This window comes from Mesorhizobium sp. WSM4306 (genome assembly GCF_007003975.1).
In the GTDB taxonomy this organism is placed as follows: domain Bacteria; phylum Pseudomonadota; class Alphaproteobacteria; order Rhizobiales; family Rhizobiaceae; genus Mesorhizobium.
Genome location: NZ_VFTC01000019.1, coordinates 26,555 through 50,306 on the forward strand (window position 1 = coordinate 26,555; position 23,752 = coordinate 50,306).

The following is a 23,752-nucleotide window of genomic DNA, read 5'->3' on the forward strand; positions in this document are numbered from 1 at the left end:
CCATGGCTAGTCGTCACGATCCGGGCGCGGGTCGAGCGACAGCAATGTCTGGCGCGCGCGCTCAAGGAAGGCGCGCCGCTCTTCGCCCGGCGCGATCGCCACCGGCGGACCGAAGACGACGCGGCACAGAAGCGGCACCGGCAGGAACTGGCCCTTGGGCAACACGCGCGACATGTTCTCGATCCAGCATGGGATGAGTTCGACATCCGGCCGCGCCATCGACAGATTGTAGAGACCGGAGCGGAACGGCAGCAATTCCGCATCGGTCGTGTTGCGAGTGCCCTCAGGAAACAGGATCAGCGAATGTCCCTGGTCGAGCACCGACAGCATGATCGAGATCGGGTGCTGCGTTTCGTCGGTCCACTGCCGGTGGATGAGAACGGACGACAACATGTCCTCGGCAATGAAGCGGCGCAGCCGCGACTTGCCCCAATACTCGGCCGCCGCGATCGCATGGGTGCGGGCGCGCACCTTTTCGCTGAGGCAGGCCGACAAAAGGATGAAGTCGCCATGGCTGGCGTGGTTGGCGAAGTAGATGCGCTGCCGCTCCGACGGCTGGCTGCCGTTCCAGATTGGCCGCACGCCGGTCACCACCCAGGCCGCCGCCGAGAGGCCGACCGAGGTCACCGTCTGCAGCAAGGTGAAGGTGTTGGCGCGCAGGTGAAGTTTTGTCATGGGCTCAAACAAACGCTGCGAAAAGGGATGCCGCCGCAAACACGGCGAGCGCCATGCGCTGTCTTGTCAGCAGGCGTCGCGTGCCTGCCATGCGATGATCGAGCGAGCGGCCGCCGGCAGGGGTGGGCTTCAGGCGCATGCGCGCCAGCACATCGTCGACCACGGCACCGCCGGCGGCCTCGCTGGCGTGGCTGGCCATCAGCCGAAACAGCAGCGCGTCGAACAAAAGCAACGCCGAAAGGGCCAGCGTGCTCACGGCACTCGCCGCCGCGACCAGCCAGCCCGCCGCCGACAGCGCGGTCGTCTGCGGTCCGGTCACCAGGCCGATGACCGGCGCCGCCATCACGGCGCCCACTACCAGCAGGATTGGCCAAACCGCCTGCACCATCAGCGCGGCGGCGAAAGCCTCTGCCTTGTCGCGATAGGCCTCGTCGTTCATGCCGGCCCACTCATGTCGGTTCTTCCAGCCCGCTGTGGAGATGCACGGGCCGGCCCGATGCAGCGAGCTTTTTGCGCGCCTGTGCGGCTGTGTGCGAGCGCCCGGTCACAACCAGCCAGTCGGCGATTATTGCCGCACTGCGCTGGAAGCCGAGGGCGCAGCAGACCAGCACGGTGCCACGCCGGCGCGCCAGTTCGGTCGCCGCCACCGCCCGCTCCAGCCTGTCATGCGGCGGCGCCACGAGGTCGAGCATGGCATAGCTGATCCAGCGGCAGGTCACGCCGCCAGGTCGTTCCAGTTCGCCGGCAAGGTCGATGACGGTGCCGAAGCGATTGGCCTCCTCCGCGCTTGGAAACCGGCCGAAGAAGACACCGTCGGTGATCTCCGCTTGTGGCGCCAGCTCGCGGGTCCATGCCCACACATTGATTCTGGCGCCGAGCCGGTAGGGCAGGAGCAGGATGCGGCTGGCCAGCGAGACGCTGCCGTCGGCTGCCTTCTGGAACACTTTTGCATCGGCTCCGGCATAGGCGAAGGCGACGATGCCCAGCGCCAGCGCCGGCCACAACAGGATGAGAAAATCAGCGGAGACGAATGCCCCGGCAGCAGCGCCGGCCAGGGCAAGCGCCGCGCCCAGCGCATAATATCCCGCCAGCCGCCGCGCGTTCGGGTCGGTGGCCGGGCGAAAGCTCCAGAAAGGCAGTTCGCCCTTGGCCGGAAACAGCCACAGGGCAAACAGGCCGAGCAGCGCACCGGTCGGAATGTCGATGAAATGATGCTGCCTGGTCGTCAACACCGACGCGGCGATCAGAACGCACCAGACATGCCAGACGGGTCCGAGAGTGGCGCCGAGACGGTGGCGTACCAGAACGTGACGCCAGTGATCCCAGATGATCACCAGGAGTGCGATGTGCAGGGATGGCGCCTGGTTGAACGGCTTGTCGAAACCGCCCAGCACCGCAAACAGGAACCCGGGCAGGCCGGTGGTTTCCGGCCGCACGAAGGTGGCCGTCAGCGGAAACGCGATAAAGCAGGAGACGGCAATGATCTGCGCCGTCAGATAGCGGCCGGCGAGCCGGTCGACGCCGCGCCTGGTGGTGTTGAGCAGCAGCGACAGGCCATAGAACAGATTGATCGACCAGTAGGGCACGATCGTCCAGGCGACGAACGGGATGGCGTGTTCCCAGGCAAAGACGATGCTGCCGACATGGTCGCGCCGCGACGCCAGCCAATTGGCAAAGCCATAGGTCGAGTAGAACAACGGGGCGAGCAGCGCCAGCCAAAGGGCAGCCCTCAGCACGATACCGGAATACGGTTCCCGCGGCGGAGCGGGGGCAGGGGCGGTGACAAGTGCGGCCATGGCCTCAGACGCGCCGTGCGACCGAAACGGTGAAGATGCCCCATCGGTCGATGCGCTGGTCGATCTTCTCGAAACCGGCCGCCGTTACCAACTGGTCCATCTCGCCTTGCGTGCGCCGCCGCATAACCCAGGCCTGGCCGCCGCGATGCGAGGTCAGGCTGCGCGCGATCATCTCCAGCTGCGGATGCCAGGGCTGGTTGGTGTAGATGAGCAGGCTGCCGGGCTGCATGGCGCTGGCTAGGCCACCGAGCGAGCGGGAAATCATCGTATTGTCGGCGAACAATTCGTAGAGCCCGGAGACGATGGCGAGATCCGGCGCCGGCTTTTGCCCGGCCAGCATCTCGGCATCGAAGGCGTCGGCCTGGCGGAACGTGACGCTGGTCGGCAGATGCCGGTCGGCGATCAGCTTCGAGCCCAGTCCGACATTGATCTCGGAATAATCCTGCAGCCGTACGCTTGCCGGCGGTTCGACGCATTTGGCGACGGCATCGAGCACATAGCGGCCATGGCCGGCGGCGATGTCGACGATGTTGACTGGACGTCCGGCCGCCTTGAGCGCAGCGACAGCGTTGCCGATCAGCTCTTCCAGATGCAGCTTGCGCTGGCGGATGCCGCGCCAGCCGATGGCGTCGAGGAAGGTGCGGTCGATCATGCGGCCGACGAAGCCGGTGCCACGCGCCTCGTTCTCATAGACATAGTCGAGCGTCGAGCCGGAATCGAAGCCGGTGGCAATGCCCGTCTTCATGCCCGAGGACAGCCAGGCGCCCATGCCGATCGAGGCGCGACTCATCGCCCAATAGATTCCTTTCGGCGACAGCAGCGACAGCGGTGAGGCCAGCCTGTCGGCCTCGTCGCGTGTGTAGCCGGCGCGATCGGCCTGCAGCAGCTCGACCTTCTTTTCCGGCGCGGCGAACTGCTTTTCCAGAAACGGCCGGATCAGGTCGAGCGCCTGGCGGCGATCGCGTTCGCCCAGCGTATCGTGGAAAAAGCCGGGCAGCACATGCCGCTCCTTGGCGCTGCTGCCGAGATTGACGAAGAATTCGTGCTGCGGTGCATGCCGCACCACCCAGTCGCTGCCCGAGATCAGCAATTGCGTCGGCACGGTGATGGCGCGGGCGTCTGAGACGATGCGGGCGGCATGGTCATAAAGTTCGACCAGGATGTTGGAAGCGATCGGCCGCGTGATCAGCGGATCGGCATCGAAGGAAGCGATGCGCTCGGCATCATGCGTCAGGAACTTCGCCTTGACGTAGGAATTGACGAAGAAGCGGCCCTTCAGTTTCTGCCACAGAGCAATGCCCTCCTTGGCGAAGGGCACGTAGAGCTTGACCGAAAAGGCCGGCGAGGCAACCACCAGTGCACGGATGTCGGGTGCATAATCATGCACCCAGGCGGCGGCGAGCACCGCGCCGAAGGATTGCGCGATCAGCGCGACATCGCGCTGGCCAAAGCCGTCCTTGCCGATCTCGCGCACCAGGCAGTCGATGTCGCGCACCAGCGCGGCAAAGGACGGCGCATAGCCTCGCTCGCCGGCCGAGCGGCCATTGCCGCGCGCGTCCCAGGCGTAGAAGGCATGGTCGGGCATGGCCAGTTCGTCGACCAGATGCGCCATGCGGCCGCCATGCTCATGGCCGCGATGGAACAGAAGGATCGCGCCTTTGGGCGTCTGCCCGGCCGCCGGCCAGTAGCGGTAGAAGATCTCGGTGCCGTCATGGCTTTTGAAGGTGCGCTCCTGCGCCACGCGTTCGAGACTTCCCGGTGCTGCAGCAGCGATGGTCTGGTGGATCATGGTTTCCCTCTGGCGGCCGGGTCCCTGACGCTTCGTCATCAGGCGCCGCCCGCTCTAAGGCCGCTGCGTATCTGGTTGATGGCGGTTACGAGAGACAGTGTAGCCAAGACCGGAAACACAAAGGGCGCGATCGCTTCGACCCACAGGCCGCAAGCGATGAGGAAAGCAATGACCCCGAGCACCAAGGCCCGGTCGCTCTTGCCGAACGGTCCGGCATAGTTGCGCCCGCTGCCGGCGGCGACGCCGAGCACGCCGGCGAACTCGACAAGCATGGTGGCGATGGCGAAGACGACGACACCCCAGGCCGGGAACAGAGTGGCAAAGGCTAGGATCAGCGCCAGGTCGGAGACGACGTCGCAGAGCTCGTTGAGATACATGCCGAGTTTCGAAGCCTGCCCATGTTCCCTGGCAAGCATCCCGTCGATGGCGTTGAGTGCCATGCGCACGAACAGCACCACCGGCATCAAAAGGAAGATCAGGCGATGCTCGGCAAGCGCCGCGACGAGCACTCCAGTGGCGATGGAGAGCGCGGCTGCGAGAAGCGTGATCTGGTTGGCGGTGACGCCGGCGCCGGCCAGCCGGTCGGCCAACGGCCGCAGCCTGGCCTGAAAAGCCGGTTTCAGTGCATAGAGCGTAGGCATATGCGATCCCCCCGACCGCGGCTCATGACAGTGTCGGTGAGATTGGTCAATCGCGGGGCGAGACGCAAGGGGCGGGGCCTCTTCACCGCAAACAGATGGCGGGCTCAAAGCCCGCCATCTCCATCAGTAATTCGTTCAGGGGCTTCAGTCGGCGTCGCCGGCTGAACCTTTGCCGCACTGGGCCAGCACCTTGCCGATGGCGGCACTCGATCCTGTCAGCGGAAAGCTGCTCTCGCCATATTTGTCAGCCGTAACCGTGACGTTGCCCTTGCCGCGCAGCAGGGCAAGCAGCGGGTCGGCAGCGCCGGACAGTTCCAGCGTGAAATAATTGTACATCGCCTCGAGCTGGAGCGTTTTTGTGACGCTCTTGTTGCCGGCCTTGAAGGTGAAGGACCCGCTGATGCCGGGCTCCAGCTGCTGGCCGGAGGGGCCAAGATCATAGCTCAGCACCGGCTTGTCGAAACAGACCAGCATCAGCTGCGCATCGGCCTTCGGCCCGCCGCACACCGAGGCCGTCAGCACGCTGCCGCCTTCGTCCTCCTCCATCTTGGCGCTCCAGTTGCAGGGCGCGGCAAACACCGGCTGCGCTGCCTGCAGTGTGGCCGCCAGGGAACCGGCCATGATGAATTTTGCGAATCCGCTTTGCATAATTCCCCCCATCGAGCCTGTCACATCAAACGTCCCGTCCCGATCATACAGGGCAAACGAAGTTATGGTAGCAAAGAGATTGTGGGGCAGCGTATTGCCAGGGGCTTCAGACGCACCAGCTATTCACGCGCGGCCCGCCGGCCGGGCATCGGCCATGCGCCGGGCGACTTTAACGGAGGCACGAAACAATGACAGATGACGAAACCGCGATCCGACGGGTGGTCGATAGCTGGATGGCGGCAAGCAGGAAAGGCGACCTCGCAACCGTGCTCACATTGATGACGGACGACGTGATCTTCATGGTTCCGGGCAAGGAGCCGTTCGGCAAGGAGGCTTTTGCTGCCGCCTCCAGAGAGATGGACGATACAGGGATCGATGGCACGAGCGAGATCGTGGAACTCAAGGTGCTTGGCGATTGGGCCTACATCCGCAATCGCATCGACATGACGGCCACTCCGCCTGGTGGGGAGGCGGTCCGCCGGTCGGGATATACACTTACGCTTTTGCACAGGGAGGCTGACGGTCGCTGGCGCCTTGCGCGCGACGCGAACCTTTTGACGACGCGAAACTAGAGCTTCCGATCAGCCCACGAGCGCAGGGCGCTGGCGCCGGGACTACCAATCCCTCATGTGAAGGAGGTTCAGCCGTATTCGCCAATCGCCAGGCACGCCTCATGGACTTCGCCAAAATACAACCCATATTGAAGTCATGGAGCTTTGAGCGTGATCTTCGCGCGGGTGGCCTTTTTTGCCGCGGCCTTTGTTATCGCGGCTATCGTTTCTCCCTTCTCCTCGGCCGGGAGCGAGAAGGTTGCGTTGAGCGTCGCCATCGACGGCGCCATCGGGCCGGCAAGCACTAGGCAGCTCGAGGAGGCGCTTGATGTCGCCGCCAAGCGGGACGCCGAGGTCCTCATCCTTCAGCTCGACACACCTGGCGGGCTGGTCACCTCAATGCGCGAGATGATCGCCGACATCCTCGCGTCGCCCGTGCCTGTCATCGGCTATGTCGCGCCGGCCGGCGGCCACGCGGCGAGCGCTGGCACCTATATCCTCTACGCTACCCATGTCGCGGCAATGGCGCCCGGCACCAATCTGGGCGCCGCGACGCCGGTCGAGCTCGGCGGGCTGCCGTCGCTTCCGGGCGGCGAGAAGGAAAAGGACGACAAGGGCACTGGGCCGCCGGCCGCCGACGCGATGATGACCAAGGTGACCAATGACGCAGTCGCCCTGATCCGCTCGCTCGCTGAACTGCGCAGCCGCAACGGCGACTGGGGCGAGAAGGCGGTGCGCGAGGCCGCGAGCCTGTCGGCCAATGCCGCCTTGCACGAGCATGTCATCGACTTCGTCGCCCGCGACACCACAGAGCTCTTGCAACTCGCCGACGGGCGCACCGTCGAGGTAGCCGGAGCCAAGCGGGTGCTGGCGACGAAAGGCCTGCCGGTCGAGACGCTGGAGCCCGGCTGGTTCATCCGGCTGCTTGCCGTCATCACCGACCCCAACACCGCCGTCATCCTGATGCTGGTCGGCATCTACGGCATCATCTTCGAATTCACCAGCCCCGGCGCGGTGGCGCCCGGCGTCATCGGCACCGTCTGCCTGGTACTCGGCCTCTATGCGCTGAACCTCCTGCCCATCAACTATACCGGCCTTGCGCTGATGCTGCTCGGCATCGCCTTCCTCGTCGTCGAGGCCTTCAACCCCACGGTCGTGCTCGGGCTGGGCGGCGTCGGTACTTTCCTGCTCGGCGCCGCCATGCTGCTGAGAATCGAGGGCCCGGGCTTTGCCATGTCATGGGCCATCATCGGCCCCGCTGCGGCGCTGACGCTGGGGCTGGCGCTGCTGACCGGCACCTATGTCTGGGCGGCGCGCAAGAACCCGCCGCGTGTCGGCGGCGAGGCCATGCGCGGCCAACCCGCCGAGATCCTCGACTGGCAGGGCGGTGAGGGCCATGTGCTGGCCTTGGGCGAGCGCTGGCGGGCGAAGGCCGACGGACCCGTCGCGCCGGGCGACAGCGTCGAGGTGACCGATGTCAATGACCTCGTGCTGACGGTCAGGCGCCACGAAGCGGGAGTCAATGGAGCAAGACAATGATGGTCGGTTATGTGGTCTATCTCGTCCTCGCCCTGGTCGTGATCATGTTCCTGTCCGCGGCCATCCGCATACTCAGGGAATATGAGCGCGGCGTGGTCTTCACGCTCGGCCGCTTCACCGCAGTCAAGGGGCCCGGCCTCATCATCCTCGTTCCCTTCGTCCAGCAGATGGTTCGGGTGGACCTGCGCGTGGTGGTGCAGGACGTGCCGCCGCAGGACGTGATCTCGCGCGACAACGTCTCGGTCAAGGTGAATGCGGTGCTCTATTTTCGCATCGTCGACGCCGAGCGGGCGATCATCCAGGTCGAGGATTTCATGGCCGCCACCAACCAGCTGGCGCAGACCACACTGCGCTCGGTGCTGGGCAAGCACGAACTCGACGAGATGCTGGCCGAGCGCGACAAGCTCAACAGCGACATCCAGGAGATCCTCGACCAGCGCACCGATGCCTGGGGCATCAAGGTCTCCAATGTCGAGATCAAGCATGTCGACCTCAACGAGAGCATGGTCCGCGCCATCGCCAAGCAGGCCGAGGCCGAGCGTCTGCGCCGCGCCAAGGTGATCAACGCCGATGGCGAGCAGCAGGCCGCGGCCAAGCTGGTCGAAGCCGGCCGCATGCTGGCGGCGGAGCCGCAAGCCATGCAGCTGCGCTATTTCGAGGCCCTGCACGACATCGCCGGCGAGCGCTCGTCCACGGTGGTCTTCCCTCTGCCGATGGATTTGCTCAGCCAGTTCCTGAAGGGGCAGGGTGGGAAATAGGGCAGGGAGCCAACGGCGCCCATCGCAGGCCGTCGCAAAATCGCCGCGCTTGCCGGAAGTCTTGTGGGCAGTAGCCGCGTGGCATGGGGGGAGAGCCATGACGAGACTATCGATTATGGTGGGCCTTGTCCTCGCAAGTTCCATGGCGAGGAGGTGACATTCCCTATTCGGTCGCACGGAAAGTATTCTCGGCGAGGCATGCGAGTGGTTCGACATGGCGCCGCGAACGTTTGATATCAACTTCTCGCAGCGTCTGACGCGAGACAAGATCTCGGTGGAAATCGGCATTGGTGGGGCGTGGGGACCGCGCGAGGAATCTGTCGCCGATGAGATCCAGCGCCGGGACCTCAAGACCGAGGAGATCCTTCCACCAAGCGATGTTCTTGAGCGGTCGAACTGGGACATTCCGGATAGGTAAGTGAAAGCCGGCATGACGAACAGTTCCCCCACGAGCTGGAAGATCGGCAGCTCCGCGGTTCGCCCTCAGTTCTCACCGCCGCCACGGCGGCTCCGGCGAAAGGCGCTTGCCGATCCACTCGGCGAAGGCGCGGGTCTTGGCGGCCTGGCCCTTGGCCGACGGCATGACGACATAGACCGCGCCCTCGTCGGCCAGCGTCCACTCCTCCAGGACAGGCACCAGCCGCCCGTCGGCGAGTTCGCGGCCGACCAGCCAGTCGGTGCTCATCATCAGGCCGACGCCTTGCACGGCTGCATCGACCAGCACCTCGGCGTCGTCGGAGACGAGCGGCCCCGACACCTCGACGCGCGCGTGCCGGCCTTCGCGGTCGGTCATCTCCCAGGCCGGAAAGGTCTGGAAGCCGGAGAAGCCGAGGCAGGCATGTTCGAGCAGCGCCTGCGGTGTTTCCGGCCTGCCCATTCGGGCGAGGTAGGAGGGGGCCGCGCAGAGCAGCCGGCGCCGCGTCGCCACCTTGCGCGCCACCAGGCGCGAATCCTCCAGCGCGCCGAGCCGCACTGCCACGTCGAAATTCTCGGCGACGAGGTCGGCGAACCGGTTGGAAAATTCGGCCTCGATGCGGACATCGGGAAATTCGGCGAGGAATTGAGGCAGCAGCGGCCCGATCCACATGCGCCCGAACGTGCCGGGCAGCGCCAGCCTGAGCAGGCCACGCGGGCTGCCGCCAGCATGGGCGGAAGCGGCGGCCTCGGCCTCGTCGACCGAGGCGAGGATGGCGCGCACGCGCACCAGGAATTCGGCGCCCGCCTCGGTCAGCGACACGCTGCGCGTCGTGCGGGAGAGCAGCCGGACCCCCAGCCGCTCCTCCAGCGATTGCAGGCGCCGCGACAGGATGGTGGCGTCGCGCCCGACACGCGCCGCTGCCCTGGTGAAGGAGCGCGCCTCGGCGATGGCCGCGAAGGCCGCCATTTCGGCAAGGGTCGCCGGTTCATGGGATTGCTGCATATTTCGCAATACTCAAGTGTAACAGCCAAGGATTATCCAGAAATAGCGCAGCAGCTAGGTTCACTCAACCGATCAATCGTCACACCGGAGTGAACCCATGAAAGCTATCGAACTGAGCCAGCCGAGGCTGGACGCCTTCCGCGCCGCAATCGTGGCCACGCCCGAACCACAGCGCGGCGAGGTGCTGATCCGCCAGCGTGCGGCGAGCCTCAACTTCGTAGATGTCGCGGTGGCGAGCGGCAACTATCCCGGGCCGAGCTTCCCGCTTATTCCTGTCGCCGACGGCGCCGGCGAGATCGTCGCGCTTGGCGAGGGCGTCACCGGCTTCGCTGTCGGCGACCGCGTCGTCGCCCATGCCAAGCCGCGCTGGATCGGCGGCCGGCCGCGGCCTTACGAGATGACGCAGATGCGCGGCATCTCGCTGCCCGGATCGCTGGCCGAATATGTCGCGCTGCCGGCCAATTCACTCGTGCCGATCCCGGCGCATCTCTCCTTCGAGGCGGCATCGACATTGCCGATCGCCGGCACCACGGCATGGAACGCCATCCGCGCCGCCAATGTCGGGCCGGGCTCGGTCGTCGTGCTGCTCGGCACCGGCGGCGTCTCGATCTTCACCCTGCAGCTTGCCAAGGCGGCTGGCGCCACCGTCATCATCACCTCGTCGTCGGACGAGAAGCTGGAGCGGACGAAGGCGCTGGGCGCCGATCATCTCATCAACTACCGCGCGACATCAGACTGGGACGGCAAGGTGCTGGACCTGACCGGCGGCCTCGGCGCCGACCTCGTCGTCGAGACCGGCGGCACCGCCACCTTCGCCCGCGCCGTCAACGCCACCGCGCCCGGCGGCACGCTGTTCACCATCGGTTTCGTCACCGGCGCCGAGGCCACGATCAACCTGCTGCCGATCATCATCAAGGCGCTGAAGGTGATCGGCAACAACACCGGGTCGGTGTCCGACCTTCGCGACGCCGCCCGCGCCATTGGCGCCGCCGGGATCGAGCCGGTCGTCGACAAGGTGTTTTCACCTGATGAGGCGACCGAAGCCTACGCCCACATGGCCGCCGGCGGCCTCCACTTCGGCAAGCTGGTGTTCGGGTTGGAGTGGTAGGGGCGAAAGCGACCGAGCGCGTAATCTCCACCGCAAAAGGAGATTGCGCGCTCCATTTCAGATCAGCTTCTCCAGCGTGATCGGCAAATCGCGTACTCTCTTCCCCGTCGCGTGGAACACCGCATTGGCGATCGCCGGCGCCACGCCGACGATGGCGAGTTCGCCCACGCCCTTGCCGCCGAGCACCGAGGAATGCAGGTCGGGAATGCCGACCGAGATCACTTCGATATCGGGGATGTCGGCATTGGTCGGCACCAGATAGTCGGCGAGGTTGTTGTTGACGATGCGGCCGTGGCGGCGGTCGACGATGCCTTCTTCCAGCAGTGCCTGGCCGATGCCCATGATGATGCCGCCCTTCCACTGGCTTTCGGCAAGTTTCGGATTGTACAGCCGGCCGGAATCCAGCGCCGACACCACGCGCGACACACGCACCGTGCCGAAATCCTCGTCGACCCGCACCTCGATGAAATGCGCGCACCAGGAGTGGCGCGAATAGTTGCCCTCGGTGTGCGGGATCGACGTGGCGATGGTGGTGTAGTTCTTGTAGCGATCCTCGGCAGTCGAATTCGCCGGCATGGTGTCGCCGGCGGCCTCGATGCGGTCGCGGCCGACGCTCGCCAGCAGTTCCGCGATGGAGACATCGGGACCGTCGCCGCGCGGCGACCTGAGGCGGCCATTGGCGACGACCAGCGTGTTGGCCTGCAGCGCATGGAAGGGCGAGCGCGGATCGCTGATGGCGAGCCCGACCAGCTGGTCGAGCGCCGATGTCGCCGCCTTGTAGACCGCGCCGGTCATCACGCCGGCCAGCCGCGAACCGCCGGCGACGCCTGCGCGGGCATATCGGGAATCGCCGAGCTTGACCACGACATCGTCGGCCGCCACGCCGACCGTTTCGGCCGCTGTCTGCGCCAGGATCGTGTAGGTGCCCTGGCCCATGTCGATCGAGGAGCTTTCGACCTCGACGGAGCCGTCGGCGAGGATGCGCACGATGGCCTCGCCATAGGCGCGCCGCACCGGATAGGTGCCGGCGGCGACGCCCCAGCCGATCAGCTGGTGGCCGTCGCGCATCGAACGCGGTTTTGGTGAGCGCTTCGACCAGCCGAAGCGTTCCGCACCCGAGGCAAAAGCCTCGCGCAACTGCCGGGTCGACCAGGCTTTTTTCGCTTCCGGATCCTGCTCGGCATAGTTCCTGAGCCGGATCTCCAGCGGGTCGATGCCGACCTCATGGGCGAGCTCGTCAATGGCGCATTCGATTCCGAAGGCGCTGGGGTTTTCGCCAGGCGCCCGCTTGGCGCCGGGCACCACCGTGTTCACCCGCACAACATTCTGCTTCGAGGAGAAGTTGGGCGTGGCGTACATGATCGAGGTGACCGAAGCCAGCGGCTCGACCCACATGCCGTCGACCGCGGTCTCGTTGACGCCGCGATGCACGATCGACTGGATCTTGCCGTCACGGCCGGCGCCGATCGTCACCGTCTGGCGGGTCGCGGCGCGGCCGCCATAGGACGTGAAGTTCTGCGGTCTTGTCAGCACCAGCTTCACCGGCCGTCCGAGCATTTTCGCCGAGGCCGCCGCCACCGCGCTGTGGGCGAGCGCCAGCGCCTTCGAGCCGAAGCCGCCGCCAATATAGGGCGAGACCAGCCGCACATTCTCGAACGGCACGCCGAACCATTCGGCATAGGTGCGCGCCATGCCGTCCAGCCATTGGCTGGGCTCCCAGATGGTGAGCTCTTCGCCCTGCCAGCGCGCGATCAGCCCATGCGGCTCCATCGCCGCCTGATATTCGCGCTGCGTATTGTAGGCGGCGCAGATGCGCACCGGTGCGGCGGCGAACGCCGCTTCGGCGTCGCCCCATTCCTTGGTCATGGCATCGATCGGAATGCCGTCGCCGGCCTTGGGATCGCTGAGGTCGACGATGGCCGGCGTCTCGTCATAGCTGACCTCGATCAGGGCCGCCGCGGCGACCGCCTGCTCGAAGGTCTCGGCCACGACGGCAGCTATATGCTGGCCGGAATACGTGACCGTACGGGCGAGCGGTGAGTATGTCTTCTGCGTTGGCGGATTGCCCAGCCAGTCCGACGCGCCTTTGATCTCCATGATGGTGTCGGGCGTCAGCACCAGAAGCACGCCCGGCGTGGTCTCCGCGGCCCGTGTGTCGATCGCGCGCACCGTGCCGGCGGCGATGGTGGCCTCGACCATCACCGCATGTGCCAGCCCGTCGAGCTGCTGCTCGAAGGCGTATTTGGCAGCACCGGTGATCTTGGCCGGGCCATCGACGCGCGACAGTCGTCCGCCGACCGCGCCGTCGGAGGCGTCGCCATGTCTCGAATCGGCATGTCTGATGTTGTGAACGGTCATGCCGTCTCTCCCAGTTTGAGGATGGCGCGCGCGACCACGCGCGGCGCGAGCTCGATCTTGTAGTGGTTGGCGCCATGGTCGACGGCGCCTTCCATGGCGAGGCCGCTCGCCTTGCGCACGGTGTCTTCGTCCAGGACCTTGCCTTTCAGCGCCTCTTCCACGGCGCGCGCCCGCCACGGTTTTGTGGCGACGCCGCCGAGCGCGACGCGCAGGTCGCGGATCGTGCGGCCATCGGCTTCCAGCTCCAGCCCGACCGCGGCCCTTGCCGCGGCGAACTCGTAGGACTGGCGGTCACGCACTTTGAGATAGGTCGAGCGCCGCGCGGCGGCCGAACCGGGGATCTCAATCGCGGTGATCATCTCGCCGGCGCGGATGTCATGCTCGCGCTCAGGCGTGTCGCCCGGCAGCAGGAAGAAATCGTCGACCTTGAGCACGCGCTGGCCGAGATGGACCGTCGCATCGAAGGCGACAAGCGCGGTGGCGAGGTCGCCCGGATACATGGCGATGCAGGCCTGGCTGGTACCCAGCACGGCGTGGCCCCGCGTCACGCCGCCGATCGCCGAGCAGCCGCTGCCGGGCTCACGCTTGTTGCAGGCGGAAAAGTTGGAGGGATCACGGAAATAAGGGCAGCGCGTACGCTGCATCAGATTGCCGCCGACGGTCGCCATGTTGCGCAGCTGCGCCGAGGCGGCCTGCCACAGTGCTTCCGAGACAGCGGGAAAATGGCTCTTGATCCCGGCATGGTCGGCGACATGGCTCATTTTCGCCAGCGCGCCGAGCGTGGCGTGGCTTGCATCGACGCTGATCGTGTCCAGCCCCTTGAGATGGGTGATGTCGACCACAGTCTCAGGCTGGGCGACGCCGCATTTGGCGAGGTCCACCAGCGTCGTGCCGCCGGCAAGCAGCATGGCGCCGGGAAGCGCCGCCGCCTTGCGCGCGGCCTCGATGCTGTTGGCGCGAACGTAGGAAAAATCCCTCATGACACGACCTCCAGGGCCGCCTGGCGCACGGCGGCGACGATGTTCGGATAGGCGCCGCAACGGCAGAGATTGCCGGCCATGTATTCGCGGATCTCGTCATCCGAGTTGGCATGGCCCTCGCGGATGCAGGCTACCGCCGACATGATCTGTCCCGGCGTGCAATAGCCGCACTGGAAGGCGTCCTGCTCGAGGAAGGCGGCTTGGACGGCGTCGAGCGTGCCATCGGCTCCGGCGAGCCCCTCGATGGTGGTGATTTCGCGGCCTTCGACCTGCGCGGCCAGGGTCAGGCAGGCAAGCACCCGCTCGCCGTCGACATGTACAGTGCAAGCACCGCACTGGCCGTGGTCGCAGCCCTTCTTGGTGCCGGTCAGGTCGAGGCGATCACGCAGCGCGTCGAGCAGCGTCACGCGCGGCTCGACGTTGAGTGAATGATCGCGGCCATTGATGGTGAGGTGGATGGTGGTCTGGCTGGTCATGGGCGTCTGGCTCCAGTTGCTTGACGCTAGGGGGTTGAGATGGGGCTTGGGCGAGGGAGGGCAAGAGCGGCCGAGAGCGTGATCTCCCCCCTCGAGGGGGAGATGGCCGGCAGGCCAGAGGGGGTCGCCTCGCATAGAGCGCTACCCCCATCCGCCGCAGGAGGTCGCGTCCAGTCGAACCGACCCCCTCTGTCGCCTTTTGGCGACATCTCCCCCTCGAGGAGGGAGATGACGCGCACCTCGGCCTTCGCCATTCTCCAGCGGGCAGGGGACGCTTTCAGTCCTTCAGCACGTGACATACCGGCTCCCTTGATTATATGATAAGACTGCTCCACTAAAGCGGAGGCGCCTCCGTTTATCTAGGTGGGGGCTTACCCCTCGGGGTTCAAGCCCCATATGTCGACAGTGGAGAAAAAATTGGACGACCAGCAGACAGCAACCGCCCAAGGTGCGCGCGAAGCCGCAGCGCCAAAGCCGCTGCGCGCCGACGCGCAGCGCAACCGCGACCGGCTGGTCGAGGTGGCGGCGACGGCTTTTGCCGAGCAGGGCGTCGATGCTTCGCTGGAGGAGATCGCACGCCAGGCGGGTGTCGGCATCGGCACGCTCTACCGGCATTTTCCGACCCGCGAGCATCTGGTCGAGGTGGTCTATCGGCGCGAAGTCGAAGCACTCTGCGCGGCTGCCGACGACCTCGCCAGCCACCATCCGGCCGACATGGCGCTGGAACAGTGGATGCAGCGCTTCGTCGACTACATCGCCACCAAGCGCGGCCTGGCGGCCAGCCTGCGCATCCTGTTCAACACCAATTCCGCCGTGTTTTCCGACTTGTCGGGCCGGGTATCGCTGGCCTTGCGGCAACTGGTCGAGGCGGCCGCGGCCGAAGGCTCGATCCGCGGCGACGTCGACGCTTCCGACGTGCTGCATGCGCTCGGCGGCATCTACTCGGCCCCCGACACCAAGGACTGGCGCGACCGCTCGCGCCGGCTGGTCAAGCTGCTGATGGACGGATTGCGCTTCGGGGCAGGGAAGATGTGACTCAGCGGCTCAAGCCGTACCATTGACCGAGTAGAACGGAAACGCGCCGGGCAGCCCGGTTGCTGCCATTTCGCCACGCTCCTCGAACTGCAGGCCGGAGCCGACCACGAGATCGCGCACCGTGCGTGACGCGATGATTTCGCCCGGCTGCGCATGATCGAGCAGCCGCAACGACAGCTCGACCGCCGCGCCGGAAAATTGATGGCCGCGCAGCTCGCACTCGCCGATGTGCACTGCCGAGCGGACGTCGACACCGGATCGCCGCAAGCGATCGCGAATGGCGATCGCGCACTGGATCGACCGCGTTGGCCGCTGGAACACCGCGAGCACCTTGCCGTCCGCTCGGCTGATCTCTCTGCCTTCAGCCGCGAGGAGTTCACCATGGAGCGCCTCGGCGTGCCGCTCGGTCGGCTCGATATCGAAAGGCGAGCCCGTCATATCGACGGACAGCACCGACACCAGCAGCCGTTCGCCGGGAGCCGCCGGCAAGGCGCCGGTGACGAAAGCCTGGATCTCGTCGACAAGCCGATCGGAATTCTCGCCCCAGATCACGTGGTCGCGGCCGGCGAACTCGACGTATTTGGCGCCTTCGATATGTGTCGCCAGATAGCGTCCTTCTTCCCGCTTTACCCAGCGGTCGCCGGTCGCCTGCGCGATCAGCGTCGGAACATGGATGGCAGGCAGAATGTCGCGAACGTCGATTTCTGTTCCCCAGCGCCACAGCGCGATCGCGTCTGCGGGCGACGCTGAATTCCTGAGATAGGCGGCGAACCATTCCTGCTCGAACGTGTCGCTCATCAGACTGGGCGCTGCGTTGCTCATATCCGCCGCCGCTCCCCACTCTCTCTCGACGAGCGCCAGATCTCCTTCCACCTGCTCGCTTGTCTTCGCCCAGGGATAGTCTTTCGACCATCTGCCGCTGGCATAGGCTCCATTGAGCACGAGTGCCGCTGTGCGCTCGGGATAGGTCGCCGCGAACAGCATGCACATCGGGCCGCCCTCGGAACTGCCGAACAGAACCGTGCGCTTGGAACCGACCGCGTCGAGCACCGCCCGCATGTCTTCCATGCGTTCTTCCAGCGTCGGCAAGCCGACATTGCGGTCGGACAGACCGGTGCCGCGTTTGTCCATGCGGATCAGGCGCGAAAAGCTTCCGAGACGCCTGAGCACATGCGAAAGCCGCGGCGATTCCCAGGCAAGGTCGAGGTTGGACACCCATCCCGAGACATAGATCAGGTCGATCGGGCCGTCGCCTGTGACCTGATAGGCGATGTTGACCCCCGCCGATTTGACGTAGCGGGTCTGCGGTCGCGCGGTTTGGTGGCTGAAGTCGGTGGCGTCGTCCGCATCGGCCGTGGGTGGACGTGCCTGCGCTATCGTGCGGCGTGTCCGCAGCGTCTCGAACAATTGCCGTGTCTCAGGCTCGGGCTGCAGCTTGAGATCGCGTTGAAGCGCAGTGCGGCAGTGCTCATATTGCTTCAGCGCGAGATTGGTCCGGCCTTGCGCCGCATAGGCACGCATCAGGGCGCGGTGGATGTCCTCCCTCAGCGGCTCCATGGCGAGCAGTCGTGTCGCCGCGCGCACGCATGCGGCGGGATCGTTCGTTGCGGCATAATGCGCGACGAGCCTGTCAAGCGCGGCGACGGCCAAGGCCCGCAGCCGCTCGCGTTCGATCCTCAGCCAGTCCTCGAATGACTCCTCCTTCAGGCCGAAGCCGTCGAGCAGGTCGCCGCGGTAGACATTGAGCGCCAGTTCGAGGTCTTCGGGTGCCGGGCTGGCGACCAGCGCCTCGAACCGCGCGACGTCGAAATCGAGGCCGTCGAGATGCAGAGCGACGCTGTCGCCGTCGGTGAGGAAGCGGCCGCCGCCGCATGCCTGCATGGCTTTCCTGACCGACGATACCGCTTGCCGCAGGCTCATTCGCGCCTGTGCCTCGCTGTTGATGCCCCAAAGCAGGGTCGCGAGCTTCTCGCGCGACTGCGAATGCCCCGACTGGAGTGCGAGATAGGCGACCATCGCACGCGCCTTGCGGCTGATGGCCGGAACCGCGGCCCCGGCAAAGTCGAAACCACCCAAAAGGTGAAGATAAGGTCCGGTCATCGGATCCCGCCACGGTCACAGCGTGACGACGATCCGCTCAAGCTCACGCTATTTCAACACTTATTCCGCCGCCGAGGCGCTTTTCACGATTCCATCACGCCCGTTCCCACGCGTTTCTCACGACGCTTGAGGAGATTGTCGGCACTGGCTCTCTCTTCGCAGGAGGACACCGTGCAACACCCAGGCTCGACCGAGTGGCCCATCTGGCATGACAACCCCGGGCGCGACCGGCAGGAACTCGGCGCGCCATCGCGGCACGACATTGCGCTGGCCCGCTATCTCGAAACACAACAGGCCCATCGGGCATCGACGGCTCGCAGGCTCGATCCGGCGGCGGTCGTGGCCTCTGCACTGGCAGCGTTCGTCCACCGCGTTTTCCGTGCAGCGCTGCGCCGAATTGTCCGCTGGCCAACCGATGCCGTGGCAGGGATGGACGACATCGGCTTGACGTTGTCCAAGGCCCACGCGGAATTCAGCAAGACCCTGTGGGGCCGCTGAGCGCAGCGCTGCCCTTTGGTTGACGATCTCATCCGCTCCAACCGCCGCCGCCTCCGCCTCCGCTGCCGCCGAGAGTGGGAATCACAGGCGGCTTTTGTGGGGTCTCCTCGGCCGGCTTCACCACTTTGCTGGTGGTCGCTTTCTTGTATCGGACCACCTTTGGCTGCGGCGCTACGCGAACCACCTTGCGATGTTTCACCGGCGCCGGCTCGAACATAGGCGTCACCGAGGTGCAGCCCATGAGCCCGGCCAGAACGCCGGACAGAATCGCGCCGAAGAATGCCTGCTTCAATATCTTGCCCACCATTGCCTCCATTGTTCAAAACAAGTCCCGACGCGGATTGGCTTCCTCCCAGACGCCCCGGGCCGCACTGACCAGTTGCGTGTCCAGCGAACCGGACAGCGGTGTCTTCGACTTCAGCTGTTGGCGCAGCGCATCCAGCGCCACAGTTTTCGGCTTCGTTCCGAATTGCGCCAGGCTCTTTTTGGCGTCCGGAAGCTCCTTGCGCAGATCGAGCGCGACGGCGAAGGCGAGGAAACGCACCGCAACAGCCTGGTCGGCGCTGTCGCCTTTCGCCATTTCGAGCGCCGCTCGATCGTAGGCGCCCGAGTAATCACCGCGCGCGGTCGCCAGTTCGAACAGCCTTTGCGCTTCCGCCGGGTCCTGGCGCACGCCGACGCCATCCCTGTACATGCGGGCGAGACTGCCCGGAGCGTAGGGCTGGCCAAGATCGGTGGCCTGCTGGAACAGTGCCTGCGCTGCTTTCGGATCCTTGTCGATGCCCTGGCCGGCCAGGTAATTGCGGCCGAGCAGGTTCATCGAATACATGTCCTGGCGCTGTACGCCCGCTTGCAGGAAGGCGACGGCGCGGGCCGGATCGGCAGGCACCCCATTGCGGCCCTCGGTGAAGATCGCGGCCAGATCGTTCATGGCATAGGTGTGCCCCATGGCCGCCGCCTTGAGCAGCAGGTCGAGACCCTTGGCCGTGTCGCGGTTGACGCCGTAGCCGTTGAACAAAGCGCGGCCCCACGAGGTCATTCCGTAGGGATCGCCCTTGTCGGCGGCAGCCTTGTAGAGAGCGTTGGCCTGGGTGCGGTCGATGGCCGTTCCGGTCCCCGTTGCGTTGAGATAGCCGAGTTCGAAGACAGCGCGCACATGCCCCTTCTTGGCGGCGTCCTCGATCGCTGTCTTGGCCTCGGCGACCTTGCCGGCAGCTAGCAATGCGCGACCGAGCTCGTAGCGGAAGCGGGCGACATCGGGATAGGTTTTCACCGCGGCCTCGCAGGCCGCAACCGCACCGGCGCCGATCTCGTTCGGCAGCAGGCCGGGCACCACGCCTTGCAGGTCGAGAGGCTCGCCGGCGGCGGTATCGCAAGCATCGACCGTTGGCGAAATCTTCATCGTCGCGGGCTTCGATGAACTGCTGTCGGCGCGGATTTCAAAACCGACCACGACCGGCGCGCCGGCGCCGATCTGCGGCTCATAACGAAGATGGTCGACTTCACCGGCCAACAGGCTCGATTGCGGCGAGAGCGTCCGATCCGGCAGCGACAGCGTTCCCGTTGCCGGATACCCCGAAACCTTCAGGCTGACCGCCGGATCGTCGGTCGGGAAATCCAGATTGAGCGCAACCGGGCCAACGCCGACGGGAATATCGAGTTTGCGGTTCTCGATCGCTTCGGCGGCACCGGTGATGTGGATGCCACGCTCCAGCACCTGCTGCTTCTGCTCGGCCTCGAGCGAAGCCATGATCTGCTGGCCGGCGGCGCCTTCGCCGCTCTTGACGCGAAACACCAATATGCCCTGGCTTCCGCCACCCCAATTGTCATGCGTGGCATAGGCCAGCATATCCACCTCGTCCTGCGTAGCGGCTCCCTTGGGGACGTCCATCTGCAGGCGCGGCAGGTCCTTGCCCGCGATCGGTTCGCCTACTTCGACGTCCTTGCCGTCCAGCATAAGCCGGCCCATTGCCGGCGGCCTTTCGATGCTGACGCTGACAGCGCCGCCATCGACATCGACCGGCTCCGGCAGGCCGAGAGCCACAGGACCGACCCCCGACAGCACGACCTTCTCCAGCACTGGCGGCAGCGAGGGCCGGTTGCTGCGGCGTACCAGCACCACGTCGTCGATCAGCGAGGAATTTTCCCAGGGCACCTGCATGCCGTTGGTGGCTTGCACGACATCGCGGCGCACCGCTGACATGACCGTGCGAATCTCCTGGTTCGGCGCCAGCGCGCGGCGCGAAAAGGCTGATGAAAACGGGCTGAGGTCGCCGCTGCCGTCATAGGCGACGGCGCCCGGTTCGGTGGCAAAGGCAATCAGCGTGTTGAGCGAACTGCGCACCTGCGCCAGTCCGGTATTGCCGGCGGTGACAAGCTGGTCACGCAGCCAGTAATTGTTGCGCGGGAAGGGGTTGTTGCGGCAGGCATCGAGAATGATCACCTGGATCTTCGACTTCGAGCGCAATTGCTCCAGCACATCGTTGAGCTTAATGGCCTGGACCTCGATATCGGCCGCTTTCTTCAGCGAGGCGTCGACCGGTATCAGGAAGTTCTCGCCGCCGATCTGAAAGCCGTGTCCGGAATAGTAGACGACGGCGAGATCAGCGCCGTCGATAGCGGCCAGATAGTCCCGGAACTGGCCTTCGAACTGCTGCTTGGTGAGGTTCTCGGCGACGAAAACCTCGAAGCCCGCCAGCCGGAACGTGGCCGACACGTCCTCGGCATCCTTGGCCGGATTCTTGAGTGCCGGGATGTCTCGATAGTCGGAATTGCCGATGACGAGAGCGACCCTTCGATCGGCGCAGGCCTCAAAGGCTGTGAGGCTAACGAGGATGAAGGCCGCGATGATTCCGCAAAGTCGGAGCATGGCAAAACCCCTGGCCGCTGCCTGACGCCGACGACAACACCGCTTGCGGCATCAAGGTCCGTTGACAGTATGCAACCTGCCACAGGATAAAGTGAAAGGCCCGTCACCGCCAGACCTTGGCAGGCGATTTCTTTCGGCGCCGATCATGATGGCATTATCACGCGCTTCAGGAGCGGGTATGTGACAAGTCTCACAGTTCGCATCGACGCGCTGAGTGCGCCGGGTTGCATCAACCCGACACCAGGACTGACGGCGCAGGATGCGATGGTCAAACTTCGAGGCAAACCTTGCCGAAATGCTTTTGCGCTTCGTAATGCCTGAACGCGGCGGCGATGTCCTGCAATGGAAAGCTGCTGTCGATCACGGGCTTCAGGCGGTTGACCTCTATCGCCCGGATCATGTCTTCCTGGTCGGCCCTGCTGCCGATGGAAATTCCGCTGATGCGGATCTGGTTCGAAAACAGCGCCGGGATCGAAACCTCGGCCGCAAAGCCGGTCAGCACGCCGATGAGTGCGATGTGCCCGCCTGTCCGGCAGGCCGCTATCGACTGCGTCAGCGTCGCGGGTCCGCCGACCTCGATCACCTGGTCGACGCCGCGTCCGTTCGTCAAATCCCTAGCCCTGCCACCCCAGTCCGGCACGGCCGTGTAGTTGATGACGCTGTCGGCGCCGAGGCGTCTCAGCTTCTCCAGCTTTTCTTCGCTGGACGAGGTGGCGATGACCCGGGCGCCGGCGGCCTTGGCAAATTGCAGCGCAAACAGCGACACGCTGCCGGTGCCGAGGATCAGCACCGTGTCGCCGGGCTTCACCTTGCCGCACGTCACCAGGCCTCGCCAGGCCGTGACGCCGGTGCAGGTGAGCGTTGCCGCCTCGAGATGCGTATAGCCCGCCGGCGCCCTGGTGAAGGCCTGCGCCGGCATGCACACATACTCGCTGGCAAAGCCGTCAAAACTGTCGCCCGGAATGTCGCGCTTGGTGTCCGGCGTCATGTCGCCGCCCAGCCAGCCGGGGTAGAAGGTGCTGACGACGCTGTCTCCGGGCCTGAAGGCATCGATATCGTCGCCGACGGCAATCACCTCGCCGGCGCCGTCCGACAGCGGCACGCGGCCGTCGGCGAGCGGCACCTTGCCTTGCACGGCGAAATCGTCGCGCATGTTGAGCGAGCAGGCGCGGATCCTGACCAGCATTTCGCCCGGCCCAGGCTGCGGATGATCCTCCTCGACCAGGTCGAGCCTGTCCAACCCGCCCGGCGCTCTCAGCCTGACCAGCTTCATTGTCTTTCTCCGACGTGCGGGGTGTTGGAATAGCGGTGGCGAGCCGGCCTATTGGCGGACCGGCCGGCCGGAAATCACGCGCAGCCAAGGCGCCAGATGAAAGGCGCTCATCAAGAGATACATCACCGGCATGCTGGTGAGCAGGGAGGCATTGGCGCCCAGGCACGACACCACGCCGTCGCCGGTGTGAATGCAGGTAAGCAGCGCCATCACAGCGAAAGTCGGGGCCGCGGCGAGGCACAGCCAGTCGGCGACGCCTCTCGGCGTCGCGCCGGTGGATTGAGGGATCTCGCTGCCGATGCCTGTGCCGATATCGCTCATGGTGCTCATCCCTTGATGGTCAATGCCTGGGACTTGGTTCCTCGCCCTGCGGGGCGAGGAACCCCAGGTTGGATAGCCCTTACTTGCCATCCTTGTCCCGGAACGCGGCTTCGCCGGCGGCGGACACTTCTTCCCATGTCTTGTCAGGTCCGGCGTCGTAATTGTCGTGCCAGTTCCACCAGCTGTAGAGTTCGGTCTGCGGATAGCCTTCGGGCGAATCCTCCCAGACCTCCTGGCGGCCGAGCGGCGTGGCGTCGAGATAACTCCAGACGGTTCCCATCTGCTCGTCGCCGCGGCTGTTGATGAAGTAGGTGCGGAACACCCTCTTGCCGTCCTGGATGAAGACGTTGTGGCCGTGCCATTCGTCGACGCCGAAATCTTTGTCGAAGCTGTCGGTGATTGTGTACCAGGGCATCTCCCAACCCATCCGCTGCTTCAGCGTGACAATATCGGCCTGTGGCGCGCGCGAGGCATAGGCGAGCGTGGTGTTGCGGGCGTTGAGATGGGCGAGGTGGCCGACCTGGTCGGCGCCGAGCGAACAGCCGCGGCAGGCATGTTCGGGCCAACCATAGACGCCGGGTTCGTAGAAGGCGCGGTAGAGGATCAACTGGCGGCGGCCTTCGAACAGGTCGAGCAGGCTCACCTTGCCATTGGGGCCTTCGAACACATAGGCCTTGTCGACTTCCATCCAGGGCATGCGCCGGCGCTCGGCCGACAGCGCATCCCTGGCGCGCATCGTCGCCTTCTCCTTCACCAGCATCTTTTCGCGCTCGGCTTCCCATTCCTGCCTTGAAACGATTGGTGGGGTCTTCATTGCCACGTGCTTGGTCATTGCTCGTCTCCGTGTCTGTCCCAGTTATTTGTCAGTTGTGAGCCGTTGCGGCGTGTCGTTGCCTGCTGATCGTGAGGTAGGGTAG

At 65.4% G+C, this 23,752-nt stretch carries 24 protein-coding genes; 7 read left to right on the forward strand and 17 right to left on the reverse strand.

Going from position 1 to position 23,752, the window contains the following annotated elements:
• Window positions 1-6: 6 nt before the first annotated feature.
• The 6 genes from FJV77_RS21080 to FJV77_RS21105 all read right to left on the reverse strand — a co-directional run bounded on the left by FJV77_RS21080 (window position 7) and on the right by FJV77_RS21105 (window position 5,549).
• The gene (locus FJV77_RS21080; RefSeq protein ID WP_142868560.1) at window positions 7-675 is read right to left on the reverse strand and encodes a lysophospholipid acyltransferase family protein; all 669 of its coding nucleotides are present in this window, start codon (window positions 673-675) and stop codon (window positions 7-9) included.
• A gap of 4 nt (window positions 676-679) precedes the next feature.
• The gene (locus FJV77_RS21085; RefSeq protein WP_142868561.1) at window positions 680-1,114 is read right to left on the reverse strand and encodes a hypothetical protein; all 435 of its coding nucleotides are present in this window, start codon (window positions 1,112-1,114) and stop codon (window positions 680-682) included.
• A 10-nt stretch (window positions 1,115-1,124) separates the two neighbouring features.
• Window positions 1,125-2,471, reverse strand: coding sequence for a phosphatase PAP2/dual specificity phosphatase family protein (locus FJV77_RS21090; protein WP_142868562.1), 1,347 nt, complete (start codon window positions 2,469-2,471; stop codon window positions 1,125-1,127).
• 4 nt (window positions 2,472-2,475) lie between these two features.
• Window positions 2,476-4,260: a bifunctional alpha/beta hydrolase/class I SAM-dependent methyltransferase gene (locus tag FJV77_RS21095; RefSeq protein ID WP_185970387.1), complete on the reverse strand. Its 1,785-nt coding sequence runs from the start codon at window positions 4,258-4,260 to the stop codon at window positions 2,476-2,478.
• Between the two features lie 38 nt (window positions 4,261-4,298).
• Window positions 4,299-4,901 (reverse strand): CDP-alcohol phosphatidyltransferase family protein, encoded by a 603-nt coding sequence (locus tag FJV77_RS21100; protein WP_142868564.1) that lies wholly within the window; start codon window positions 4,899-4,901, stop codon window positions 4,299-4,301.
• A gap of 144 nt (window positions 4,902-5,045) precedes the next feature.
• On the reverse strand, window positions 5,046-5,549 hold the full coding sequence (locus FJV77_RS21105; RefSeq protein ID WP_246691319.1) for a hypothetical protein: 504 nt from the start codon (window positions 5,547-5,549) through the stop codon (window positions 5,046-5,048).
• Window positions 5,550-5,737: 188 nt separating this feature from the next.
• Between FJV77_RS21105 and FJV77_RS21110 the strand changes: the two genes are divergently transcribed.
• On the forward strand, window positions 5,738-6,121 hold the full coding sequence (locus FJV77_RS21110) for an SgcJ/EcaC family oxidoreductase (protein ID WP_142868565.1): 384 nt from the start codon (window positions 5,738-5,740) through the stop codon (window positions 6,119-6,121).
• A 134-nt stretch (window positions 6,122-6,255) separates the two neighbouring features.
• Here the strand turns inward: FJV77_RS21110 and FJV77_RS33325 are convergent, their stop codons facing one another.
• Window positions 6,256-6,378 (reverse strand): hypothetical protein, encoded by a 123-nt coding sequence (locus tag FJV77_RS33325; protein WP_281408590.1) that lies wholly within the window; start codon window positions 6,376-6,378, stop codon window positions 6,256-6,258.
• Between FJV77_RS33325 and FJV77_RS21115 the strand changes: the two genes are divergently transcribed.
• The 3 genes from FJV77_RS21115 (at window position 6,323) to FJV77_RS21125 (ending at window position 8,815) form a co-directional block, all read left to right on the forward strand.
• A complete protein-coding gene (locus FJV77_RS21115; protein ID WP_246691328.1) occupies window positions 6,323-7,639 on the forward strand; it encodes a nodulation protein NfeD in 1,317 nt (438 codons plus the stop codon). The genes FJV77_RS33325 and FJV77_RS21115 overlap by 56 nt on opposite strands.
• On the forward strand, window positions 7,636-8,397 hold the full coding sequence (locus FJV77_RS21120) for a slipin family protein (protein WP_142868567.1): 762 nt from the start codon (window positions 7,636-7,638) through the stop codon (window positions 8,395-8,397). The genes FJV77_RS21115 and FJV77_RS21120 overlap by 4 nt, the downstream gene beginning before the upstream one ends.
• A gap of 214 nt (window positions 8,398-8,611) precedes the next feature.
• Window positions 8,612-8,815 (forward strand): hypothetical protein, encoded by a 204-nt coding sequence (locus FJV77_RS21125; RefSeq protein ID WP_246691320.1) that lies wholly within the window; start codon window positions 8,612-8,614, stop codon window positions 8,813-8,815.
• Between the two features lie 72 nt (window positions 8,816-8,887).
• Here the strand turns inward: FJV77_RS21125 and FJV77_RS21130 are convergent, their stop codons facing one another.
• Window positions 8,888-9,817 carry a LysR family transcriptional regulator gene (locus tag FJV77_RS21130; protein ID WP_142868568.1) on the reverse strand — a complete coding sequence of 310 codons (930 nt, stop codon included), beginning with the start codon at window positions 9,815-9,817 and terminating at the stop codon, window positions 8,888-8,890.
• 97 nt (window positions 9,818-9,914) lie between these two features.
• On the opposite strand from FJV77_RS21130, the gene FJV77_RS21135 reads away from it, so the two are divergent.
• Window positions 9,915-10,925 (forward strand): NAD(P)-dependent alcohol dehydrogenase, encoded by a 1,011-nt coding sequence (locus FJV77_RS21135; protein ID WP_142868569.1) that lies wholly within the window; start codon window positions 9,915-9,917, stop codon window positions 10,923-10,925.
• A gap of 57 nt (window positions 10,926-10,982) precedes the next feature.
• Here the strand turns inward: FJV77_RS21135 and FJV77_RS21140 are convergent, their stop codons facing one another.
• From FJV77_RS21140 to FJV77_RS21150, 3 genes are read right to left on the reverse strand one after another with little or no spacing between them, the layout of a single operon-like run.
• Entirely contained in the window at window positions 10,983-13,283 is a 2,301-nt protein-coding gene (locus tag FJV77_RS21140) for a xanthine dehydrogenase family protein molybdopterin-binding subunit (protein WP_142868570.1), read from the reverse strand.
• On the reverse strand, window positions 13,280-14,263 hold the full coding sequence (locus FJV77_RS21145) for a xanthine dehydrogenase family protein subunit M (RefSeq protein WP_142868571.1): 984 nt from the start codon (window positions 14,261-14,263) through the stop codon (window positions 13,280-13,282). Before FJV77_RS21145 ends, FJV77_RS21140 begins: the two co-directional genes overlap by 4 nt.
• On the reverse strand, window positions 14,260-14,739 hold the full coding sequence (locus FJV77_RS21150; protein WP_142868572.1) for a (2Fe-2S)-binding protein: 480 nt from the start codon (window positions 14,737-14,739) through the stop codon (window positions 14,260-14,262). Before FJV77_RS21150 ends, FJV77_RS21145 begins: the two co-directional genes overlap by 4 nt.
• A 417-nt stretch (window positions 14,740-15,156) precedes the next feature.
• Here FJV77_RS21150 and FJV77_RS21155 point away from each other — a divergent pair, with 417 nt between their 5' ends.
• Complete coding sequence (locus tag FJV77_RS21155) at window positions 15,157-15,774, forward strand: TetR family transcriptional regulator (protein ID WP_246691321.1); 618 nt, start codon at window positions 15,157-15,159, stop codon at window positions 15,772-15,774.
• Between the two features lie 9 nt (window positions 15,775-15,783).
• Here FJV77_RS21155 and FJV77_RS21160 read toward each other — a convergent pair whose 3' ends face one another.
• On the reverse strand, window positions 15,784-17,874 hold the full coding sequence (locus FJV77_RS21160) for an alpha/beta fold hydrolase (protein WP_142868574.1): 2,091 nt from the start codon (window positions 17,872-17,874) through the stop codon (window positions 15,784-15,786).
• Between the two features lie 171 nt (window positions 17,875-18,045).
• Between FJV77_RS21160 and FJV77_RS21165 the strand changes: the two genes are divergently transcribed.
• A complete protein-coding gene (locus FJV77_RS21165) occupies window positions 18,046-18,372 on the forward strand; it encodes a hypothetical protein (RefSeq protein ID WP_142880036.1) in 327 nt (108 codons plus the stop codon).
• 28 nt (window positions 18,373-18,400) lie between these two features.
• Here the strand turns inward: FJV77_RS21165 and FJV77_RS21170 are convergent, their stop codons facing one another.
• The 5 genes from FJV77_RS21170 to FJV77_RS21190 form a co-directional block, all read right to left on the reverse strand.
• Entirely contained in the window at window positions 18,401-18,679 is a 279-nt protein-coding gene (locus FJV77_RS21170) for a hypothetical protein (RefSeq protein WP_142868576.1), read from the reverse strand.
• 12 nt (window positions 18,680-18,691) lie between these two features.
• Window positions 18,692-21,241, reverse strand: a complete 2,550-nt coding sequence (locus FJV77_RS21175) for a caspase family protein (protein WP_142868577.1) — start codon at window positions 21,239-21,241, stop codon at window positions 18,692-18,694.
• Between the two features lie 268 nt (window positions 21,242-21,509).
• Window positions 21,510-22,514, reverse strand: coding sequence for an NAD(P)-dependent alcohol dehydrogenase (locus tag FJV77_RS21180; RefSeq protein WP_142868578.1), 1,005 nt, complete (start codon window positions 22,512-22,514; stop codon window positions 21,510-21,512).
• A 48-nt stretch (window positions 22,515-22,562) separates the two neighbouring features.
• Window positions 22,563-22,835, reverse strand: coding sequence for a hypothetical protein (locus FJV77_RS21185; protein WP_142868579.1), 273 nt, complete (start codon window positions 22,833-22,835; stop codon window positions 22,563-22,565).
• Window positions 22,836-22,914: 79 nt separating this feature from the next.
• On the reverse strand, window positions 22,915-23,667 hold the full coding sequence (locus FJV77_RS21190) for a thioredoxin family protein (RefSeq protein ID WP_142868580.1): 753 nt from the start codon (window positions 23,665-23,667) through the stop codon (window positions 22,915-22,917).
• Window positions 23,668-23,752 lie beyond the last annotated feature (85 nt).